We start from the raw sequence: 18,556 nt of genomic DNA on the forward strand, positions 1-18,556 counted from the left end.
CCCCGCCCTCACAACCTACGGAGTCCCCATGGCAATGACGCCTGTCTCCCGACGCCCCCACGGCGCGCCCGCGGCGGGCAGCCCCCGCGACCGGGCCCGGCTGCACTTCCGCCTGAAGACCGCGACCCAGTTGGGCCAGGGCCTCGACGGCTACGTCATCGGCGGCATCGGCATGGCGATGACCGCGCTCACGGCCGACCTGCACCTGGGCGCCGTCGCCCAGGGCCTGGTCGGAGCCTCCCCGCTGATCGGCATCTTCTTCGGCGGACCGGTCTTCGGCTGGCTCGCCGACCGGTTCGGGCGCCGCCCCGTCTTCATGGTCGACATGCTGATCTTCCTGATCAGCTCGGTGGCTCAGTTCTTCGTGGCGGACGGCACCCAACTCTTCCTGATCCGCCTGGTGATGGGCCTGGCGATCGGCGGCGAGTACGCGGTCGGCGCGCCCCTGCTGTCCGAGTACGCCCCCAGCAAGGGCCGCGGCCGGCTGCTCGGCAGCCTGGAGATCAGCTGGTACGTGGGATACGCCCTGGCCACCGTGGTCGGCGCCCTGTTCGCCGAGGTGGACGGCGGCTGGCGCTGGTCCCTGTCCAGCGGCGCGGTCATCGCCGTCGTCTGTCTGGCACTGCGCGGGGGCGTGCCGGAGTCGGCGCGCTGGCTCCTCAGCAGGGGCCGCACCGAGGAGGCCCAGACGCTCATCGAGCGGTACGGCATCGAGCTCGACGCGGACGCCGAACTCGCCGAGACCGGTGAACAGGCGGGATTCCGCGCCCTGTTCAGCCGCAAGCACCTGCGCGCGACCGTCTTCGCCGGCACGTTCTGGGCGGCGCTCGTCCTGCCGTACTTCGCGATCGGCGCCTTCTGGAGCGAGGTGTTCGAGGCCCTGAACATGGGCGACAACGCGGTCGCGGCACTCCTCGTCTACGCGTTCACCGCGGTCGCCGGCGTGACGCTCGGCTGCCTCGTGGTCGAGCGCATCGGCCGCCGCAAACTCCTGATCCCCCCGTTCTGGATCACCGCGGTCTGTCTCGCCCTCGTGGCGATGTGGCCGGACGTCACGCCCGTCGTGGTGGGCGGCTTCCTGTTCTTCATCTTCCTCAACGCGGCGTCCAGCGCGCTGACGGCGGTGTATCCGCTGGAGGTCTTCCCCACCGCACTGCGCACCACGGGTGTCGGATTCGCCGCGGCCATCAGCCGGGTGGGCGCCGCGATCGGTACGTTCCTGCTGCCGATGGGGCTGGAACACGTAGGCCCGCGGTTCGTCCTGCTGGTCGGCGCCGCCGTGCTCGCGCTCGGCGGCCTGGTCTCCCACTTCCTGGCCCCGGAGACCACGGACATGGACCTCGCCCACACGGCCCGCGCGGGGTGCTGACAGGCTCTGAGCGCTCGTGGGGGATCCTGGACCCCGCGATCAGTGGTGGCTGCCGTGCCGGCCGAGGGTCTCCACCGGTGTCGCGCCGGGGCGGGTCCACTGCGGTACGGGGCGGCTGGTCGGGCCCCAGGTGGCCTTGCCGTCGGCGTCCGAGCGCCAGTACCAGCAGATCGGCGAGCCGTGCCCGCCCACCGGCGCGCCGGCCTCAGCGGCCTCGGGCCAGCCCTCGGGGTTGTCCTCCCACCCCTCGCGCCGGCCGTAGGGCGTCATGTCGAGCAGACCGAGGGACCCGTTGATCCGCTCGTTGCCACGGCCGGTCGTGGAGTAGGTGAGGAAGACGCGGTCGCCGTCGCGCACGAAGCAGGTGAGGTAACCCATCTCTCCGCCGACCGGCTCCTCCACGCCGCGCACCGAGTACCAGGGCTGGGTGTAGCCCATGAACTCGACGAAGGAGGCCACTTCGTCCCACGGGCCCGTGGTCAGGATGGCGAACGAGACGCCGCGTGCGTTGAGGTAGACGGCGTCCTGCATGTGCCAGGCCGTGGTGGTGCAGCCCTCGCACTGCCCCTGGGGCGGCGCGCCGTCGTGCCACATGTGCTTGTACACCACGAGCTCGTCGCGGCCCTGGAACAGGTCCAGGAACGGGACCGGGCCGTCGGGTCCGACGACTTCGACCGTCCCGTCGAGCTCCACCATCGGCAGCCGTCGGCGGGCCGCGGCGATGGCGTCGCCCTCGCGGGTGTGAGCCTTCTCGCGGATCAGAAGCTCGTCACGGGCAGCTTGCCAGGTGGCCAGGTCGACGACGGGCGGCCGGCCGGGCAGCGTGTCGGTCGGGTCACTGGGCGAGGTCGTCATGGGGTCCTCCATGGTGTCTCGTGCCGGGCGGCGTCGTACGGTGTCCCCGTCCTGGGACGGTCACCAGGTCAGACTCGTGACCCGGCCGGAACTCATCGGCGACGGCGCCGGTCCGGGCCCCTTGGGCGCGGACCGGCACATGCGGTCGATCGGTTCCGTCAGCCGCCGTAGCCGTGATCGCCGCTGTTGTCGTCGCCACCGCTGTGGTCGTCGGGGTCGACGATCGTCCACGGGCGCATCAGGTCGTCGTCCTCGTGCTCGAGGATGTGGCAGTGGTGGACGTATGTCGCCGGCAACTCGGTGCCGCTTCCCGGCAGCCCCGCGATCCTTTCCGTCGGCGGATCGAATTCATTGATGACGATTCTGGTCACCGTCTCCGGATAGGACTTGACCGTGTCCTTGCGGGACAGCGCTTCGTCCGGGTCCGGCGGACTCGGCGGACCGGTGAGATAGTTCGCCAACACCGGCCTGTCCTCCGGTTTGCGACCACCGGAAATCCACTTCTCGTATTGATCCTGGTAGCCGGCCGCGTCGATCGGCTGCCTGTTCAACACCTGGAAATTGACGAGGTGGACATGCATCGGGTGGGCGTCGTGATTGGGGTTGATGTACTCCCAGATCTCGGTCGAGCCCGCCTTGATGAAGTCCTCGGACGGCTCCATGAACGGCACCGCGTTGAACGTCATGGTGCCGAAGAGCTCGTGCTGGTAAAGGACCCACTCCCGCCGGCGGGTGTGCGACTTCACCTCGATAGGTGCGGTTGTCGGCAGTTCGAGCTCCATGGGCGGCGTCGTCCTGTCTCCGCCTCCGGACGCCGGTTCGGTGACATGGAACTCCATGACTTCCGAGATTTCCGGTCCGCTGCCGTCGGGGAAGTGCACGGGCGCGTTGTAGTTCGTCAGCTTGACCTTCGTGCCCAGGGGCATCTGGCTGAAGTCGACGATCAGGTCGTAGCGCTCGGCCGGCGAGATCAGGAAATTCAGCATGCGCAACGGGGCGCGGAGGCCGCCGTCGGTTCCGATCAGCCAGAACGGCAGGACGGGCTGAGGCAGTACGTCCCGGGGGACGTCGAACCTCAGCCGCCAGAAGCGTTCGTTCGAAGCGTTGAGGACGCGCAGCCGGTAGCGCCGCTGTTCGACCGCCAGGAAGGGGTACGCCTTCCCGTTGACGACCGGGGTGTCCTCGCCTTCCTGCAGGGTCATGGTGTACGCGAGCGAGCCGTCCGGGTTGAAGGTCCGGTCCTGCAGGATGAGGGGGACCTCGAATTCGTCCTGCGGCAGCCCGAGCCGATCGTCGGCGGGGTCGCGGACGAAGTAGAGACCGGCAAGTCCCGCATAGACATTGACGCTGGTCATGCCCATCGCGTGGTCGTGATACCAGAGCATGCAGGAGCGGTCGTGGTTGGTATAGGCGCAGATCGCCTCGTTGGGCTTGACCCGACTCGGGTCCAGGGTGGTGTAGGACTCGGCGTGGATGCCCTTCGGGCTGTACGACTGCATGGGCATGCCGTCGGACTGCGGCGCCGTGAAACCGCCGTGCTGGTGTACGACGTTCCACACGTTGACGTTCGCGGGAAACGGCTGCATGGGCTTGTAGGGAGGCGGAGGCGTCGGGGTGAGCTGGCCGTTCCCTTGGCGGATCATGTCGATCACGAACTGGAACAGGTGGGTGGTCGGCAGCTGGTTGCGGTACTTGACGACAGTCGGGTGGTCCTTGGTCACGCTGAGGGTCGGCCCCAGGTAGCCCATGCCGATCGGCTTGCGAGGGTTGTGCGGGTCAGCGGCCCAGTAGCCCCACACCGTGGCCGGTCCGAGGTCCCGGTGGAACTGCCACGAGCCCGGCCGCATCGTGATGTCGTAGAAGTCGGCGCCCGGATAGACGGAGGGATCCGAGACGGCCGTCCGCGGGATGGGCAGCGGGTCGACGAACTTCTTCAGCTTGGGGGTGTGCGGAATCGACGTGTCCGCGGACGCCGACCCGTGACCGTGACCGTCCGATGCGTACGCCTGCCCTCCCGTGCCCCGTGGAAGCAGAGCCGCACCGCCCATGGCACCGGCCATGAGGAATCTTCGTCGCCCGACCATCGTCTCCAGCCTTTCGTCGCCTCGCGTGACGATGAAGAGATACAGGGCTGGATTCGGCCGTTGTCACAGCACGCCGGTCCGGTCAGGGAAAGGCACTCATTGAGCCGATCCCGGCAGTAATTCGGAAGGTATCGGAATCGGGATCGAATGATTACCGCCAGTCTGAACGCATGTACGGGACAAGCCAGTTGCACCACTTGTGCCCATTACGTCAATTCAATACCGCGGGCCATTTGGAATGCCGGCAGAACCTGACACCTCGGCCGTTCCGGGGCCCAAGTGCCCATGCCGGGAGTCGGCCGCGCGGAGGTGCGTGCCCAGCGCCGCGCCGACAGCCTCGGGCTGCTCGATCGCGAGATGCCCGACGGCGCATGCCTGCAGGGTGGCATCGGCGATCCCGTCCGCGCGTTCCCGGGCGTGATCGAGAGGGGTGGCGACGTCGAGGGAGCCACCGACGACCAGTGTGGGAGCGGTGATGCGGGCAGGTCGGGCCACAGGTCGCAGCCGACCGGGTCGATCCCGGAGAGGTCCCCCAGCAGAGCGCGCCCGAGCGGGGTTTGGGTGGTTCCCGGACCGGCGAACCACCGGCCCGGGCCGGTCTCAGGGATCGGCCCGATGCCCTCGCGCCGCACGAGGGCGGCACGCGCCTGCCAAGTGCGGCGTCCCGTCGCGGATCTCCATGGGTTCGGCGAGCAAGTCGTCGCTCATGGCGAGGTAATTGGAGAGCTCGCCCGCGCGGCACGTGGTGGCCTCGAAGACCGAGCCGAAGGCGACGGAGCACAACGAGCCGATCTGGCTGTCGATCTGATTGACCGTCGCCACCTCGACCGACGCCCATCACGCGGGCCGACTCGGAGGCGGTCCAGCCGCGGTTGCCGTCGACGTACAGCTCGACACTGTCTCCGAACGCCTCGCGCAGCGTCCGGCACACGTCGACGTCGAGCTGGTAAGGGCGGCGGCCGACCTTCACCTTGAACGTCGTGATGCCATAGGTGTCGCGTACGCGCTGCGCCTCTTCGACCATGGCCGGCGGGGGAGCGCAGCCGAGCATGTGGGGCACGGTCGTGAACTCGCCGTGTCTGCAGAGGAGTTCGCTGACAGGACGGTCGGCGGCCTGGCCGACGATGTCGCACAGGGCCATGCCGATCGCGGCCTTCGCCGTCGGGTCGGCGACGGTCCGGTTCAGCTTGGCGTGCGCGGCTTCGCGACGGGTGGGTGCCATGCCGAGCAGCTGCGGCTCGAAGATCTGCCGGATCACGGCGACGATGGACGCATGCGTCTCGCCGTAGGTGAAGGGGCGGGGCGGCGCCTCGGCCGTCCCGGTGAGGCCCGCGTCGGTGTGCGCCCGCAGCAGGACGCGCTCGGCGATGTGCACCTCGCCGCCGTCGGACTTCAGCGGCTTGCGGTAGGGGATGGCGAAGGGGATCGCCTCCACTGCGGTGATCGTCACGTGGTTCCCCTGTGATTCTGTGCACCGGCCCGGGTGGGGGCGGTGACGTCCGGGAAGCGTCGCCGGCGGGGAAGGCCTCGTCCGCCGCGAGGCCCGCGAGCACTGCGAACGGGCCCTGGCGGCATGGAACCGCTGCCCACGGCGCACGACCGGGCCCGCATCAGCTTCGCCTGCGGCCAGACCCTTCGCCAGGTCGGCAAACGCCGGGACGCCGACACCGTGCCGCGCCGGGAGCCATGAGCGAAGACCGGCATGCCGTCCTGACGCCGCTGCCGACGACCGGCACGTGAGCCGAGTGGTCGTCAGCCGCTGCGCATTTGGAGTGACGACGCGGCCCGGCTTCGGCGTGCCTCCTGCCCTGTGTCCCAGGATCGCCGGTGGCCGGACCCGCTCCGGCCGCAGCCCCAGGGCCATGGGAGGTTGCCATGCACATTCTGCTGTTGGCGAGCGCTTTCAACAGCCTCACTCAACGCGCCCACGCCGAGTTGCGAGACCGAGGTCACCGCCTGGACGTGCATCTCGCCTCCAGCGATGACGCGCTGCGTGCCGCACTCCGCGACTGTGAACCGGAGCTGGTCGTCGCGCCCATGCTCAAGAGGGCCATCCCCGAGGACGTCTGGCAGGCGTACACGTGCCTGATCGTTCATCCCGGCCCTGTCGGTGACCGGGGGCCCTCGTCACTCGACTGGGCGATCAGCGAGGGCGTGGACCGGTGGGGCGTCACCGTACTGCAGGCCAACGGGGAGATGGATGCCGGCGACGTGTGGGCATCGGCCGTGTTCCCGGTGCCTCCGGTCGGAAAGAGCGACCTGTACCGGAACGAGGTGTCCGACGCCGCGTCGGCCGCGGTGCTCCAGGCAGTCGACCGATTCGCCTCGGGCGCCTATTCGCCCCGGCCCCAGGCCGGAGGGCAGCACACGGCCAAGGCGGCCACGCGCCCCCTCTACCCCCAGGCTCTGCGGCGCATCCACTGGGAGTGGGACAGCACCGAGACCGTGGTGCGCAAGCTGCGCGCCGCCGACTCGTCCCCCGGGGTACTGGACGAGCTCCTGGGTGCTGAGTGGTACTTGCACGGGGGCTGGCCGGAGGATGAGCTGAAAGGGTATCCGGGCGAGCTGCTCGCCACGAGAGCCGGAGCGATCTGCCGGGCGACAGTGGACGGCGCCGTATGGATTCCCGAACTCAGGCCCCGGCGCGGACCGGGGGAGCCCAGGCCGTGCAGACTTCCGGCCGTGCAGGCCCTCTCGGACCGGCTCCCGGCGCTTCCTGAGAGCACTTTCGTGCCGGCCGCGGACGCCGGCCGGCGTACGTGGTCCGACATCCGCTACCGCGAGGAGGGGGCGGTCGGGCTCCTGTCCTTCTCCTTTCCGGGCGGCGCCATGAGCACATCGCACTGCCGACGCCTGCTCGATGCCTACTGGGCCGCCTGCTCGCGCCCCACCTCCGTGCTGGTCCTCGGCGGCACCCGGGACTTCTTCTCCAACGGAATCCATCTGAACGTCATCGATACGGCCGATGACCCGGGCGCCGAGTCCTGGGCCAACATCAATGCCATGAACGACCTGGTCGAGGCGATCCTGACCACCACCGACCGGCTGGTGGTCAGTGCCCTGGGCGGCAACGCCGCCGCAGGAGGCGTCATGTTGGCCCTCGCCGCGGACGAGGTGTGGTGCCGCGCGGGCGTGGTACTGAACCCGCACTACCGGCTGATGGGGCTGCACGGGTCCGAGTACTGGACCTACACGCTGCCGCGGCGTGTGGGCGTCGAGGTGGCCGACCGCCTGACGCAGGAGGCGCTGCCGGTGAGCGCGTCGGCGGGACTGCGGTTGGGTCTGGTGGATCGCCTGATCGAGTGCTGCCCGCAGGACTTTCCCAGTGAAGTGGCCCGTCTGGCCGTCCGGCTCGCCAAGTCCTCAGGGATCCAGGAACGCATCGCGGCGAAGAAGCAGGCGCGGGAGCGCGACGAGGCCGCAAAGTCACTGTCCCTCCACCGGACGGAGGAGCTCGCCGTCATGCTCCGCACCTTTTCGGATCCCGACGCCCCCTACCACGCCTTGCGGCGCGCGTTCGTCCGCAAACAGCCCTCCGTCGTGACGCTGAGGCAGGGTCACGTCGCGCGGTGACGAGGTGCCTGCTATCAAGGAAGACGAGGGCCCATTTGTGCCCTTTCGTTGTATACCTCCCTAGGAGGCATCCCCATGGATGCAGCAACGCCGACCGTGGTGGTCGATTCCGCGGACGCCACGGGTACGCCCGCCGAGGAAGAATCCCCGACGATTCACATCCTCTGGATCAACGCTGGACTGAGCTGTGACGGCGACTCGGTGGCCCTGACGGCCGCGATGCAGCCGAGCATCGAGGAGATCGTGCTCGGTGCGCTCCCCGGCCTGCCGAAGATCGCTGTCCACTGGCCGCTGATCGACTTCGAGTGCGGCCCGGTAGGTGGCGCGGACACGTTCATCGAGTGGTTCTTCAAGGGGGAGCGGGGTGAGATCGACCCCTTCGTACTGGTCGTCGAGGGATCCATCCCCAACGAGTCGATCAAGCCGGAGGGTTACTGGTGCGGGTTCGGTGACGATCCCGAGACGGGCCAGCCGATCACGACGAGCGAGTGGATCGACCGGCTCGCGCCCAAGGCGCTGGCCGTCGTGGCCATCGGGACATGTGCCACCTACGGGGGCATCCACGCGATGGCGGGCAACCCGACCGGTGCCATGGGGGTGCCCGACTACCTCGGCTGGGACTGGAAGTCCCAGGCGGGCATTCCGATCGTGTGCGTACCGGGATGCCCCATTCAGCCGGACAACTTCGCCGAAACCCTGACCTACCTGCTCTACCAGGCGGCAGGGTCCGCTCCGATGATCCCGCTGGACGACAAGCTCCGTCCGACCTGGCTGTTCGGGGCCACCGTGCACGAGGGCTGCGACCGCGCCGGCTACTACGAGCAGGGCCAGTTCGCCAGCACCTACGACTCGCCCAAATGCCTGGTCAAACTTGGCTGCTGGGGCCCCGTCGTCAAGTGCAACGTGCCCAAGCGCGGCTGGATGAACGGCATCGGCGGCTGTCCGAACGTCGGCGGCATCTGCATCGCCTGCACCATGCCCGGCTTCCCCGACAAGTTCATGCCGTTCATGGACGAGCCGCCCGGCGGCAAGGTGTCCAGCGCGGCGAGCGGCGCGTACGGATCGGTGATCCGAAAGCTCCGCTCCATCACGGCCAAGACCGTGGACAAGGAGCCGAAGTGGCGCCACCGCGGCGCCGACCTGACGACCGGATACCGGCCGCCGTGGTGAACGTGTCACCGCACGGCGCCTTCGGGGTGGCCGTCCCACGTGATCCGACCTCCCGTACGACGACTTGACGAAGGGCGCTGCACAGAAGATGGCACCGACGACGAAGACCGATGGCAACGGCCTGGTGGAGATGTCCTGGGATCCGATCACCCGGATCGTGGGCAGCCTCGGCATCCACACCAAGATCGACTTCAAGCAGAAGCGCGTGGCGGAGTGCTACAGCACGTCGTCGGTCTTCCGCGGCTACAGCGTCTTCATGCGGGGCAAGGACCCCCGTGACGCGCACTTCATCACCAGTCGCATCTGCGGCATCTGCGGCGACAACCACGCCACCTGCTCGGTGTACGCGCAGAACATGGCGTACGGAGTGAAGCCGCCGCACCTCGCCGAGTGGATCATCAACCTCGGCGAGTCCGCCGAGTACATGTTCGACCACAACATCTTCCAGGAGAACCTGGTCGGGGTCGACTACTGCGAAAAGATGGTCCGCGAGACCAACCCCGGCGTACTGGAACTCGCCGAGCGCACCGAGGCGCCGCACGCCGCGGAGCACGGCTACCGAACGATCGCCGACATCATGCGCTCGCTCAACCCGCTCGAGGGCGAGTTCTACCGCGAGGCGCTCCAGGTCAGCCGCTACACGCGGGAGATGTTCTGCCTGATGGAGGGCCGCCATGTGCACCCCTCCACGCTCTACCCGGGCGGCGTCGGCACCATCGCGTCCGTCCAGCTCTTCACCGACTACATGAGTCGCCTCATGCGCTACGTGGAGTTCATGAAGCGCGTCGTCCCCCTGCACGACGACCTGTTCGACTTCTTCTACGAGGCCCTGCCCGGGTACGAGGAGGTCGGACGCCGCCGCGTCCTGCTCGGCTGCTGGGGCGCGCTCAACGACCCCGAGTACTGCGACTTCACATACGCCAACATGACCGACTGGGGACGGAAGATGTTCGTCACCCCAGGCATCATCGTCGACGGCAAACTCGTCACGAACGACCTCACCGAGATCAACCTGGGCATCCGGATCCTGCTCGGCAGTTCGTACTACGAGGACTGGCAGGGCCAGGAGCAGTTCGTCACCCACGACCCGCTCGGCAATCCGGTCGACCCTCGCCACCCCTGGAACCAGCACACGATCCCCGCTCCCCAGAAGCGCGACTTCCAGGGCAACTACAGCTGGGTGATGTCCCCCCGCTGGTTCGACGGCAAGGACTACCTGGCGCTCGACACCGGCGGAGGTCCCATCGCCCGACTCTGGTCGACCGCGCTGTCGGGACTCGTCGACACCGACTACGTCAAGGCCACCGGCAACAGCGTCGTCATCACCCTGCCCCGCACGATGACCAAGCCCGAGACCCGCTTCGAGTGGAAGATCCCGAAGTGGAGCAACGCGCTGGAGCGCAACCGGGCCCGCACCTACTTCCAGGCGTACGCCGCCGCCATCGCCCTGCACTGCGCCGAGAAGGGCCTGGCGGAGGTCCGCGCCGGACGCACCCAGACCTGGGAGAAGTTCGAGGTGCCGGACGAGGGACTCGGCGTCGGCTTCACCGAGGCGGTGCGCGGCGTCCTGTCCCACCACATGGTGATCCGCGACGGCAAGATCGCCAACTACCACCCCTATCCGCCGACTCCGTGGAACGCCAGCGTGCGGGACACCTACGGAACGCCGGGCCCGTACGAGGACGCCGTGCAGAACACGCCGATCTTCGAGGAGAACACCCCGGAGAACTTCAAGGGCATCGACATCATGCGGGCGGTACGCAGCTTCGACCCCTGTCTGCCCTGTGGTGTCCACATGTACGTCGGTGGCGGCAAGACCGTGCAGAAGATGCACGTGCCGACCGGACTGAGCGGCCTGGCCGGATGAGCGCGCCCACCGCCACGACCCGGCCGTCCGGCGGGACGGCTGCGAACGCGGAGGAGGCCGGCCGGCGGGTCGAGGAAATCATCGACCACCTGACCTCCGAGGACTCCGAGGCCGCCCGTGCGGCTGAGGAACTGGTGCGCGTGCTGATGGACTTCTACGGCACAGGCCTGGCCCGCATGGTCGCGCTCCTCGGCGCCCTCGAGGCCGAGGGCGACCCGTTCGCGGCCATGCTCGACGACGAACTGGTCACCAGCCTGCTGGTCCTGCACGACCTCCATCCCGAGGACACCGCCGCACGTATCGACCGGGCCCTGGCAAGCGTGCGTCGCCGCCACCCTGTCGAGCTGGTGAGCTTCGACGACGCCAGCGGCACGCTGCACCTGCGCTCCGCGGAGGGCTCGGGCTGCGGCTGTGCCAGTACCGCGGGGGAGGCCCGCCAGGCAGTGGAAGACGCCCTCGCCTGCTTCGCCCCCGAAGTGACGTCGGTCGACATCCAACAGGCGGCCTCCTCACAGGAACTCCCTCTGCTGCAGATCTCGCGGCCCCCGTCCCTTTCGAGCGACTCCGGCCCGACCTCGGCGAAGGCACCATGAGCACGCCACCGAAGCGGACTCGACGTTCGCCGGTACTGGGCTTGCGGCGGTTCGCGGCGCCGCGCGCGTCCCAGCCCGAGACGTGCGAACTGTGCGGGGCACCGATCGACGACAGCAACCACCGGCACATGGTCGACACCGAGAACCGCTCCCTCGCCTGCGCCTGCACGCCCTGCTCGATGCTCTTCGAGCAGCGGGGCGCGGGGCACGGGAGGTTCCGTACCGTCCCGGACCGCTATCTGGCCGACCCGGACCACCGACTCGACCCCGGTGTCTGGGAGCTCCTCCAGATCCCGGTCAGCGTCGCGTTCTTCTTCCGCAACGCCTCCCTGGACAGACTCGTCGCGCTCTACCCCAGCCCGGCCGGCGCCACCGAGAGCGAACTGGACCCGTCCACCTGGCAGACCGCGCTCGGGACCAGCCGTCTGGCCGAACTGCTCGAACCCGACGTGGAGGCTCTGCTCCTGCGCCGGGTCGAGGACCGTACCGAGTGCTATCTCGTGCCGGTGGACATCTGCTACGAACTCGTGGGCCGGATGCGCCTGTTGTGGCAGGGCTTCGACGGCGGGTCGGAGGCACGCGCCGATCTGACCGCGTTCTTCGAGCACGTCGCCCAGCGGGCCAGGACCCCGGAGGAGGCGCGCCGTCCGTGACGGAGTTCTCGTTCACCTGCGTCGGCGTGCGCGCCGACCAGTACGCCGCCGGCCCCACCCTCGTCTTCCGGCTGCGCATCGAAGCTTCCGAGCAGACGCGGGTGCACGCGCTCGCACTGCGTTGCCAGATGCGCATCGAACCGGCCAGACGCGGCTACGACGCCGACGAGGCCGAAGGGCTGAACGACCTGTTCGGCCGGCGGGCACGCTGGGGCAACACCCTCCAGCCGGTGCAGTTCGCGCAGGTCTCCCTCATGGTCCCCAGTTTCACCGGGCAGACGGAGGCCGACCTTGTGGTCCCCTGCACGTACGACATGGACGTCGCCTCCACCCGCTACTTCCACGCCTTGTCGAGCGGCGACGTGCCGCTCCTCCTGCTCTTCTCCGGCACCGCGTTCACCGGGGCCGGAGGGTTCCACGTCGAGCCCGTCCCCTGGGATCGCGAGGCCACGTGCCTCATGCCCGTCAAGGTGTGGCAGGAGATGATCGACCAGCACTTCCCTGGAACCGGGTGGCTACGGCTGCCCCGCGACATCATCGACGACCTGCTGGCGTTCCGCTCGCGGCGGGCACTGTCCTCCTGGGAGGCGACGATGCGCACTCTCCTTGAACTGCCTGCCGCGGACACACCGCCGCAGGCCACCGAGAGGACGGCGCCGTGACGACAGCCGTGTTCAGCCCGGAGACGGAGTCCCGGTTCGCCGCCGCCCGAGCGGTGGCCGACGCCGTCCTGTTCGAGGGCTACGTGCTCTATCCGTATCGGGCGTCGGCGGCCAAGAACAAGTTGCGCTGGCAGTTCGGAGTGCTGGTCCCGCCCGCCTGGGGCGCCGACTGCGACGAGCACGACTTCCAGCACACCGAGTGTCTGATGGAGCCCAAGAAGGGCGCCACGCTGTCCGTCGAGGTGCGCTTTCTGCATCCACAGCGCCGCACGGTGCAAAAGGCCCGCCAGGACGGCTCGTTCGAGACCGTGAGCGAACTGTCGCTCCCGGACCGTGTCCTGGTCCCCTGGGACGAGGGCGCAGAGGAACGCGTCGAAGTGACCGCCTCCGTGGCCGAGCTCACCGGGGACGGAATCGCCTTCCCCTTCACCCGCCCCGCCCGCGAGGAGACCGAGCTGGTCCACGACGCGGAGGGACAGGTGGTGGGACGGCTGGTCCGCCGGTGTGAGGAGGCCAGCGGCGTCGTACGTCTCTCAGCACGCGAGATCGAAGGCCCCTACCAGGTCTTCCGGCTGACCGCCGTGGTGGAGAACACCAGCACCTGGACCCCGGATGACGCAGGATCCGACCGGGACGCCGCGTTGCCGCACGCGCTCGTCGCCGCACACCTGCTGCTGTGTCTCAGCGAGGGCTCGTTCCTCTCCATGACCGACCCGCCGGAGTGGGCCAAAGGCGCTGCGGCCTCGTGCCGCAACCTGCACACGTGGCCCGTGCTCGCCGGCGAGCCGGGCCGTATGGACCTGATGCTGTCCTCGCCGATCATCCTCGAGGACCATCCGGCCATCTCCCCCGAAAGTCCCGGCGCGCTGTACGACTCCACCGAGATCGACGAGATCCTGGCCCTGCGCACCGCGGCGCTCACCGATCAGGAAAAACGCGAGGCCCGCGGAACGGACGCGAAGGCCGCCGCCGTGATCGACCTGGCCGACACCATGCCCCCCGAGGTGCTGGAGCGCCTGCACGGCGCGGTGCGAGCCCTTCGGGAAGTGACCGACCCCGCCCCGGCCACGCCCTTCGAAGCGGACCTTCCCATCGAACCGGGTGAACAGCGGGTCATCATGCCCGAGACCCCCTGGTGGGATCCGGAGAGTGATGCGGGCCTGGACCCGGGCCGCGACGAGATCGTGGTCGACGGCCGGTCCGTGAGCGCCGGTAGCCGCGTGCTGCTGCGCCCGGGACTGCGTCGCACCGACGCCCAGGATCTCTTCCTGCACGGACGCAGCGCGCTCGTCGAGGCCGTGCTCCACGACGTCGACGGGGGCGTGCATCTGGCGGTGACCGTTGAAGGTGACCCCGGCGCCGACATCCGACGGGAGCAGGGCCGGTTCCTCTACTTCCAGCCCGACGAGATCGCACCACTGGAGGACGAGTGACGGGGCACGACGACAGGACGCTCGCTCGAACGCTCGTCGCCGGCGTGGGAAACATCTTCCTCGGCGACGACGGATTCGGCGTCGACACGGTGCGCGAACTCGCCACACACCAGCTGCCCGAACACGTCGAGGCCGTGGACTTCGGAGTACGGGGCGTGCATCTCGCGTACCAACTGCTCGACGGATACGACACGTTGGTCCTCGTCGACGCCACCGCCCGCGGCGGTGATCCTGGAACGCTGTACGTCATCGAAGTGGACTCACCCGGTGACGTCGCGCCTCAAGGGGCCGTGCTCGACGGCCATCACATGTCCCCGGACGCGGTCCTGGCTCTGCTGGAGACGCTCTGCTCCGGAACCGGCGGGACACCTCCACGGCGCACCGTGGTGGTGGGATGCGAGCCCGCTTCCGTCGAGGAGGGCATCGGCCTCAGCAGGCCGGTGGCCGCCGCGGTTCCGGAAGCGGTACGTCTGATTCGGGGGATCGTGCGGGAGGGCGAGGCGCCCGTGGCCGGGAGTGCCGCCCATCAGGCTGGAACGTGAGGAGAGACCCATGAGGAAGTGCGTCATCGGTGCGGCCATCGCCGTCGCGGCAGTTGCCGCGCTGGCACGGCAGTTCGTGCCCGACTTCCAGCGCTATCTACGCATGAGGCGCATGTAAGGAGCCCGCTGCACCGAACGGTGCACGTGGACACCGGAGTCGGCGAGCCCCACGGTCGCACGGCCATGGGCGTCCTGTAATGGAGCCGAGCGGCGGGCGCCTCATGATCGGCCCCTGCCGGGACGGAGACCGATGCACGAGATGTCCATCGCCATGGCTGTCGTCGGCCAGGTGCAGGAAGCGGCGGACCGGAACGGCGGGGTCACCGCGGTCACCTCGGTGCGACTGCAGGTGGGCGAGCTGGCCGGGGTGGTCCCTGACGCCTTGTCGTTCTGCTTCGAACTGGCCTGCGCCGACACCCTCCTCGAGGGGGCCGAGCTGGTCACCGTTCCCGTGCCCGGCCGAGCCCGTTGCTCACCCTGCGCCGACGAATGGGCCGTGGGCATGCCGCCGCAACTCTGCTGCCCGCGGTGCGGGGAGGCGACGCCCGAACTGCTCTCGGGCCGAGAACTGCAGATCGTCAGCGTGCGGTGGGAGGAAGAGCCGGCCCGCGACCGAACCCATGAACCGATCTCCGAGGAGCGTTGAGCCATGTGCCGAACCGTGGACCTGCACCAGGCGGTGCTCGCCAAGAACGACGCGACCGCGCACGCTCTGCGGGCCGAACTCGCGGGCCGCGGAACCACGATGGTCAATCTGCTGTCCAGCCCCGGAAGCGGGAAGACCGCTCTCCTGGAGAACGAACTCCTGCGTTCGCGTGAACGCGGATTGTCGGTGGCAGCGCTGACCGCCGACCTCGCCACGGAGAACGACGCCCGGCGCCTGGCCCGGTCAGGTGTGCCGGTCAAGCAGGTACTCACCGACGGGCTGTGTCACCTCGAAGCCTCGATGCTCGGGCGCCACCTGGAAGGCTGGCTGCCCGAGGACACCCGTCTGCTGTTCGTCGAGAACGTCGGAAACCTGGTCTGCCCGGCCACCTACGACCTCGGAGAGGACCTGCGAGTCGTCCTCGCCTCCGTCACCGAGGGCGAGGACAAGCCGCTGAAGTACCCCACGGCCTTCGGCCTCGCGAACCTCGTCGTGGTCACCAAGGCCGACATCGCCGACGCCGTCGAGTTCGACCAGGAGGCGTTCCGTGCGAACGTCGAGCAGGTCAATCCAGGTGTCGAGGTGGTACTTACCTCAGCCCGCCGGGGTACGGGCGTGGGCCTTCTGCTCGATCGTGCGCTGGCTGTCGCGAACGGCGGGACCGTCCACGTACCGGTCATGGCCGGGCAGCCGCACGAGCATCACCACCACGCGGACGACGTCGTCATGACGCGACCCCGCCCATGAACACGGTTCAGCCCGGCTCGGCCGTCGCCCCGGAGATCCAGCGCCGTCGGGTCACCGTACGAGGGGTCGTCCAAGGCGTCGGATTCCGCCCGTTCCTGTACACCCTGGCCACGTCGCTGGAGCTGGCAGGGCACGTGACGAACACCGAACACGGTGTCGTCGCCGAGGTCGAGGGAGCGCACTCGGCCGTGGCCTCCTTCTGCGACCGGATCGCTCAACAGGCGCCGCCACTGGCCCTGGTGGAGTCCGTGGAACACGAGCAGGTCCCGCCGGCCGGCGACAGCGGATTCTCCATCGTCGCCTCGCTGACGCAGGGTCCGTCACGCACATTGGTCTCCCCGGACACGGCCACCTGCGCCGCATGCCTCGCCGAAATGAACGACCCCGGGGATCGCCGGTACCGTCACCCGTTCATCACGTGCACGCACTGCGGGCCGCGCTTCACCATCGTCACCGGACTCCCTTACGACCGGGCACACACCACCATGGCCGGCTTCCCGATGTGCCCCGACTGCACACGCGAGTACACGGATCCCGGGGACCGCCGCTTCCACGCCCAACCCGTCGCCTGCCCTGCCTGTGGCCCGCGCCTGAGCCTGGTGTACGCCTCGCCCCGACCCGCTGCGGATGTCGACCCCGTCCACGAGGCGCGCGCGCTCCTGGGCGCCGGGGCCATCCTCGCCGTCAAGGGCATCGGCGGCTACCACCTCGCCTGTGACGCCGAGAACTCCCAGGCCGTGGCGGCACTTCGCAGCCGCAAGGGACGTGGCGACAAGCCGTTCGCGCTGATGGCGAAGAGCATCGCCGACATCGAGCACCTCGTGCACGTCAGTCCCGCCGAACGTGCTCTGCTCACCGGTGGCATCCGGCCCATCGTCCTTCTGCGGCGCCGAATTGATCCTTCGTCACAAGAGTGCCGAATCTCCGACGCGGTGGCACCGGGCAGTCCCGACCTGGGCGTCATGCTTCCGTACACCCCCGCGCACCACCTGCTCCTCGGCCTGCCAGGGGACCCGGACGGGCCGCGACTGCTCGTGATGACCAGCGGCAACATGGCCGGTGAGCCCATCGTCACCGGCGACGAGGAGGCACAGGAGAGGCTGTCGCACATCGCCGACGCCTGGCTCACCCACGACCGTCCCATCCACGTACCTTGCGACGACTCCGTGCTGCGGGTGTGTGACGGGGAGCAGATGACCGTACGCCGTGCCCGTGGCTATGCCCCGCTGCCGATCTCCCTGCCCGTGTCCGTCAGCCCTTCGCTCGCCGTAGGAGGAGACCTCAAGAACACGTTCTGCCTCGGCGACGGCAGGAGGGCCTGGCTGTCCGCGCACGTCGGGGACATGGACGACCTGCAGACCCAGCGAGCCTTCGGGCGCGCGGAACAGCAGCTGGAAACGATCACGGGTGTGAGGCCCGGACTGCTGGCGGCCGACCGGCACCCCGGCTACCGATCCGGTCAGTGGGCCGAACGCCACGCGAACTCCCGTCGGGTCGTGCGCGTGCAGCACCACCACGCTCATGTCGCCGCGGTCATGGCCGAGCACGGCCTCGACGGCAGCCGCCCTGTGATCGGCATCGCGTTCGACGGCACGGGATACGGCGACGACGGGGCGGTGTGGGGCGGCGAGATCCTCCTCGCGGACTACGACGGGTACCGGCGGCTCGGGCATCTGGCGTACGTGCCGCTGCCCGGCGGCGACGCTTCCGTGCACCGCCCCTACCGGATGGCGCTCTCGCACCTGCGCGAGGCGGGCATCGCCTGGACCGACGACCTGCCGAGCGTGACCGCGTGCCCGTCCGACGAACGGCGCGTACTGGCAAGGCAGTTGGAGCGCGGCCTCAACTGTGTGCCGACGTCGAGCATGGGCCGGCTCTTCGACGCGGTCTCCTCACTGGCAGGCGTGTGCCACCTGGCCGGATACGAGGCACAGGCCGCCGTCGAACTGGAGGCGGCCGCGCTGAAGGGGGTCGTCGCAGGGGTCGTCGTCGGCTATCGGTTCTCGCTGAGTTCCGACACCTCGGAGCCGATGACGGCCGACCCTGGACCGGTCGTGAGGGCCGTGGTCGACGACGTTCGCGCGGGCACGGCGCCGGAGGACATCGCTGCCCGCTTCCACACCGCAGTCGCAGACCTTGTGCGGCGGATCTGTGCCGTGGCGCGCGACCGCCATGGAACGGACACCGTCGTCCTGAGCGGCGGTGTGTTCGCCAACGTCCTGCTGTCCTCGGGTTGCGCAGGCGGGCTGAGGGAGGACGGATTCACGGTGCTGCGGGCCGGAGAGGTCCCGCCGAACGACGGAGGGCTGTCGCTGGGCCAGTTGGTGATCGCGGGGCGTGCGACCGCCTGATGACACGTAGT

Annotated in this window: 16 protein-coding genes and 1 pseudogene; 13 read left to right on the forward strand and 4 right to left on the reverse strand. The window is 69.1% G+C overall.

Translation table 11 applies throughout. The annotated features are described in order from the left end of the window. The first annotated feature begins 28 nt into the window (after positions 1-28). Complete coding sequence (locus ACIPWY_RS32820) at positions 29-1,369, forward strand: MFS transporter (RefSeq protein WP_362907218.1); 1,341 nt, start codon at positions 29-31, stop codon at positions 1,367-1,369. Between the two features lie 39 nt (positions 1,370-1,408). On the opposite strand, the gene ACIPWY_RS32825 is transcribed toward ACIPWY_RS32820, so the two are convergent. The 4 genes and pseudogenes from ACIPWY_RS32825 to ACIPWY_RS32840 form a co-directional block, all read right to left on the reverse strand. Further along, on the reverse strand, positions 1,409-2,224 hold the full coding sequence (locus ACIPWY_RS32825; protein WP_362907219.1) for a DUF899 domain-containing protein: 816 nt from the start codon (positions 2,222-2,224) through the stop codon (positions 1,409-1,411). A gap of 158 nt (positions 2,225-2,382) precedes the next feature. Beyond that, positions 2,383-4,284: a multicopper oxidase family protein gene (locus tag ACIPWY_RS32830; RefSeq protein ID WP_393702107.1), complete on the reverse strand. Its 1,902-nt coding sequence runs from the start codon at positions 4,282-4,284 to the stop codon at positions 2,383-2,385. Positions 4,285-4,908: 624 nt separating this feature from the next. Continuing rightward, entirely contained in the window at positions 4,909-5,130 is a 222-nt protein-coding gene (locus ACIPWY_RS32835) for a hypothetical protein (RefSeq protein WP_393702528.1), read from the reverse strand. 73 nt (positions 5,131-5,203) lie between these two features. After that, positions 5,204-5,905 (reverse strand): annotated as a pseudogene (locus tag ACIPWY_RS32840) (mandelate racemase/muconate lactonizing enzyme family protein); the annotation flags it as partial. 278 nt (positions 5,906-6,183) lie between these two features. Here ACIPWY_RS32840 and ACIPWY_RS32845 point away from each other — a divergent pair. The 12 genes from ACIPWY_RS32845 to hypF all read left to right on the forward strand — a co-directional run bounded on the left by ACIPWY_RS32845 (position 6,184) and on the right by hypF (position 18,545). Beyond that, positions 6,184-7,881, forward strand: coding sequence for a hydrogenase maturation protein (locus ACIPWY_RS32845; protein WP_393702105.1), 1,698 nt, complete (start codon positions 6,184-6,186; stop codon positions 7,879-7,881). A 75-nt stretch (positions 7,882-7,956) separates the two neighbouring features. After that, entirely contained in the window at positions 7,957-9,051 is a 1,095-nt protein-coding gene (locus ACIPWY_RS32850; protein ID WP_362907229.1) for a hydrogenase expression protein HypE, read from the forward strand. 88 nt (positions 9,052-9,139) lie between these two features. Beyond that, positions 9,140-10,918 (forward strand): nickel-dependent hydrogenase large subunit, encoded by a 1,779-nt coding sequence (locus ACIPWY_RS32855; RefSeq protein WP_393702103.1) that lies wholly within the window; start codon positions 9,140-9,142, stop codon positions 10,916-10,918. Beyond that, on the forward strand, positions 10,915-11,511 hold the full coding sequence (locus ACIPWY_RS32860) for a hypothetical protein (RefSeq protein WP_362907232.1): 597 nt from the start codon (positions 10,915-10,917) through the stop codon (positions 11,509-11,511). The genes ACIPWY_RS32855 and ACIPWY_RS32860 overlap by 4 nt, the downstream gene beginning before the upstream one ends. Next, positions 11,508-12,164, forward strand: a complete 657-nt coding sequence (locus tag ACIPWY_RS32865) for a DUF5947 family protein (protein ID WP_362907234.1) — start codon at positions 11,508-11,510, stop codon at positions 12,162-12,164. The genes ACIPWY_RS32860 and ACIPWY_RS32865 overlap by 4 nt, the downstream gene beginning before the upstream one ends. Further along, complete coding sequence (locus tag ACIPWY_RS32870) at positions 12,161-12,826, forward strand: DUF6084 family protein (RefSeq protein ID WP_362907236.1); 666 nt, start codon at positions 12,161-12,163, stop codon at positions 12,824-12,826. Before ACIPWY_RS32865 ends, ACIPWY_RS32870 begins: the two co-directional genes overlap by 4 nt. Continuing rightward, positions 12,823-14,259, forward strand: coding sequence for a hypothetical protein (locus ACIPWY_RS32875; RefSeq protein ID WP_393702100.1), 1,437 nt, complete (start codon positions 12,823-12,825; stop codon positions 14,257-14,259). The genes ACIPWY_RS32870 and ACIPWY_RS32875 overlap by 4 nt, the downstream gene beginning before the upstream one ends. Further along, entirely contained in the window at positions 14,256-14,801 is a 546-nt protein-coding gene (locus ACIPWY_RS32880) for a hydrogenase maturation protease (protein WP_393702098.1), read from the forward strand. Before ACIPWY_RS32875 ends, ACIPWY_RS32880 begins: the two co-directional genes overlap by 4 nt. Before the next feature lie 10 nt (positions 14,802-14,811). Beyond that, positions 14,812-14,919, forward strand: a complete 108-nt coding sequence (locus ACIPWY_RS32885; protein WP_393702096.1) for a DUF6893 family small protein — start codon at positions 14,812-14,814, stop codon at positions 14,917-14,919. A gap of 132 nt (positions 14,920-15,051) precedes the next feature. Next, a complete protein-coding gene (locus ACIPWY_RS32890) occupies positions 15,052-15,447 on the forward strand; it encodes a hydrogenase maturation nickel metallochaperone HypA (RefSeq protein WP_393702094.1) in 396 nt (131 codons plus the stop codon). 3 nt (positions 15,448-15,450) lie between these two features. Then, a complete protein-coding gene (hypB, locus tag ACIPWY_RS32895; protein ID WP_393702092.1) occupies positions 15,451-16,194 on the forward strand; it encodes a hydrogenase nickel incorporation protein HypB in 744 nt (247 codons plus the stop codon). After that, positions 16,191-18,545, forward strand: coding sequence for a carbamoyltransferase HypF (hypF, locus tag ACIPWY_RS32900; RefSeq protein WP_393702090.1), 2,355 nt, complete (start codon positions 16,191-16,193; stop codon positions 18,543-18,545). The genes hypB and hypF overlap by 4 nt, the downstream gene beginning before the upstream one ends. The last annotated feature ends 11 nt before the right edge of the window (positions 18,546-18,556 follow it).

Origin of the sequence: Streptomyces sp. NPDC090032, assembly GCF_044748025.1 — a bacterium.
Classification (GTDB): domain Bacteria; phylum Actinomycetota; class Actinomycetes; order Streptomycetales; family Streptomycetaceae; genus Streptomyces.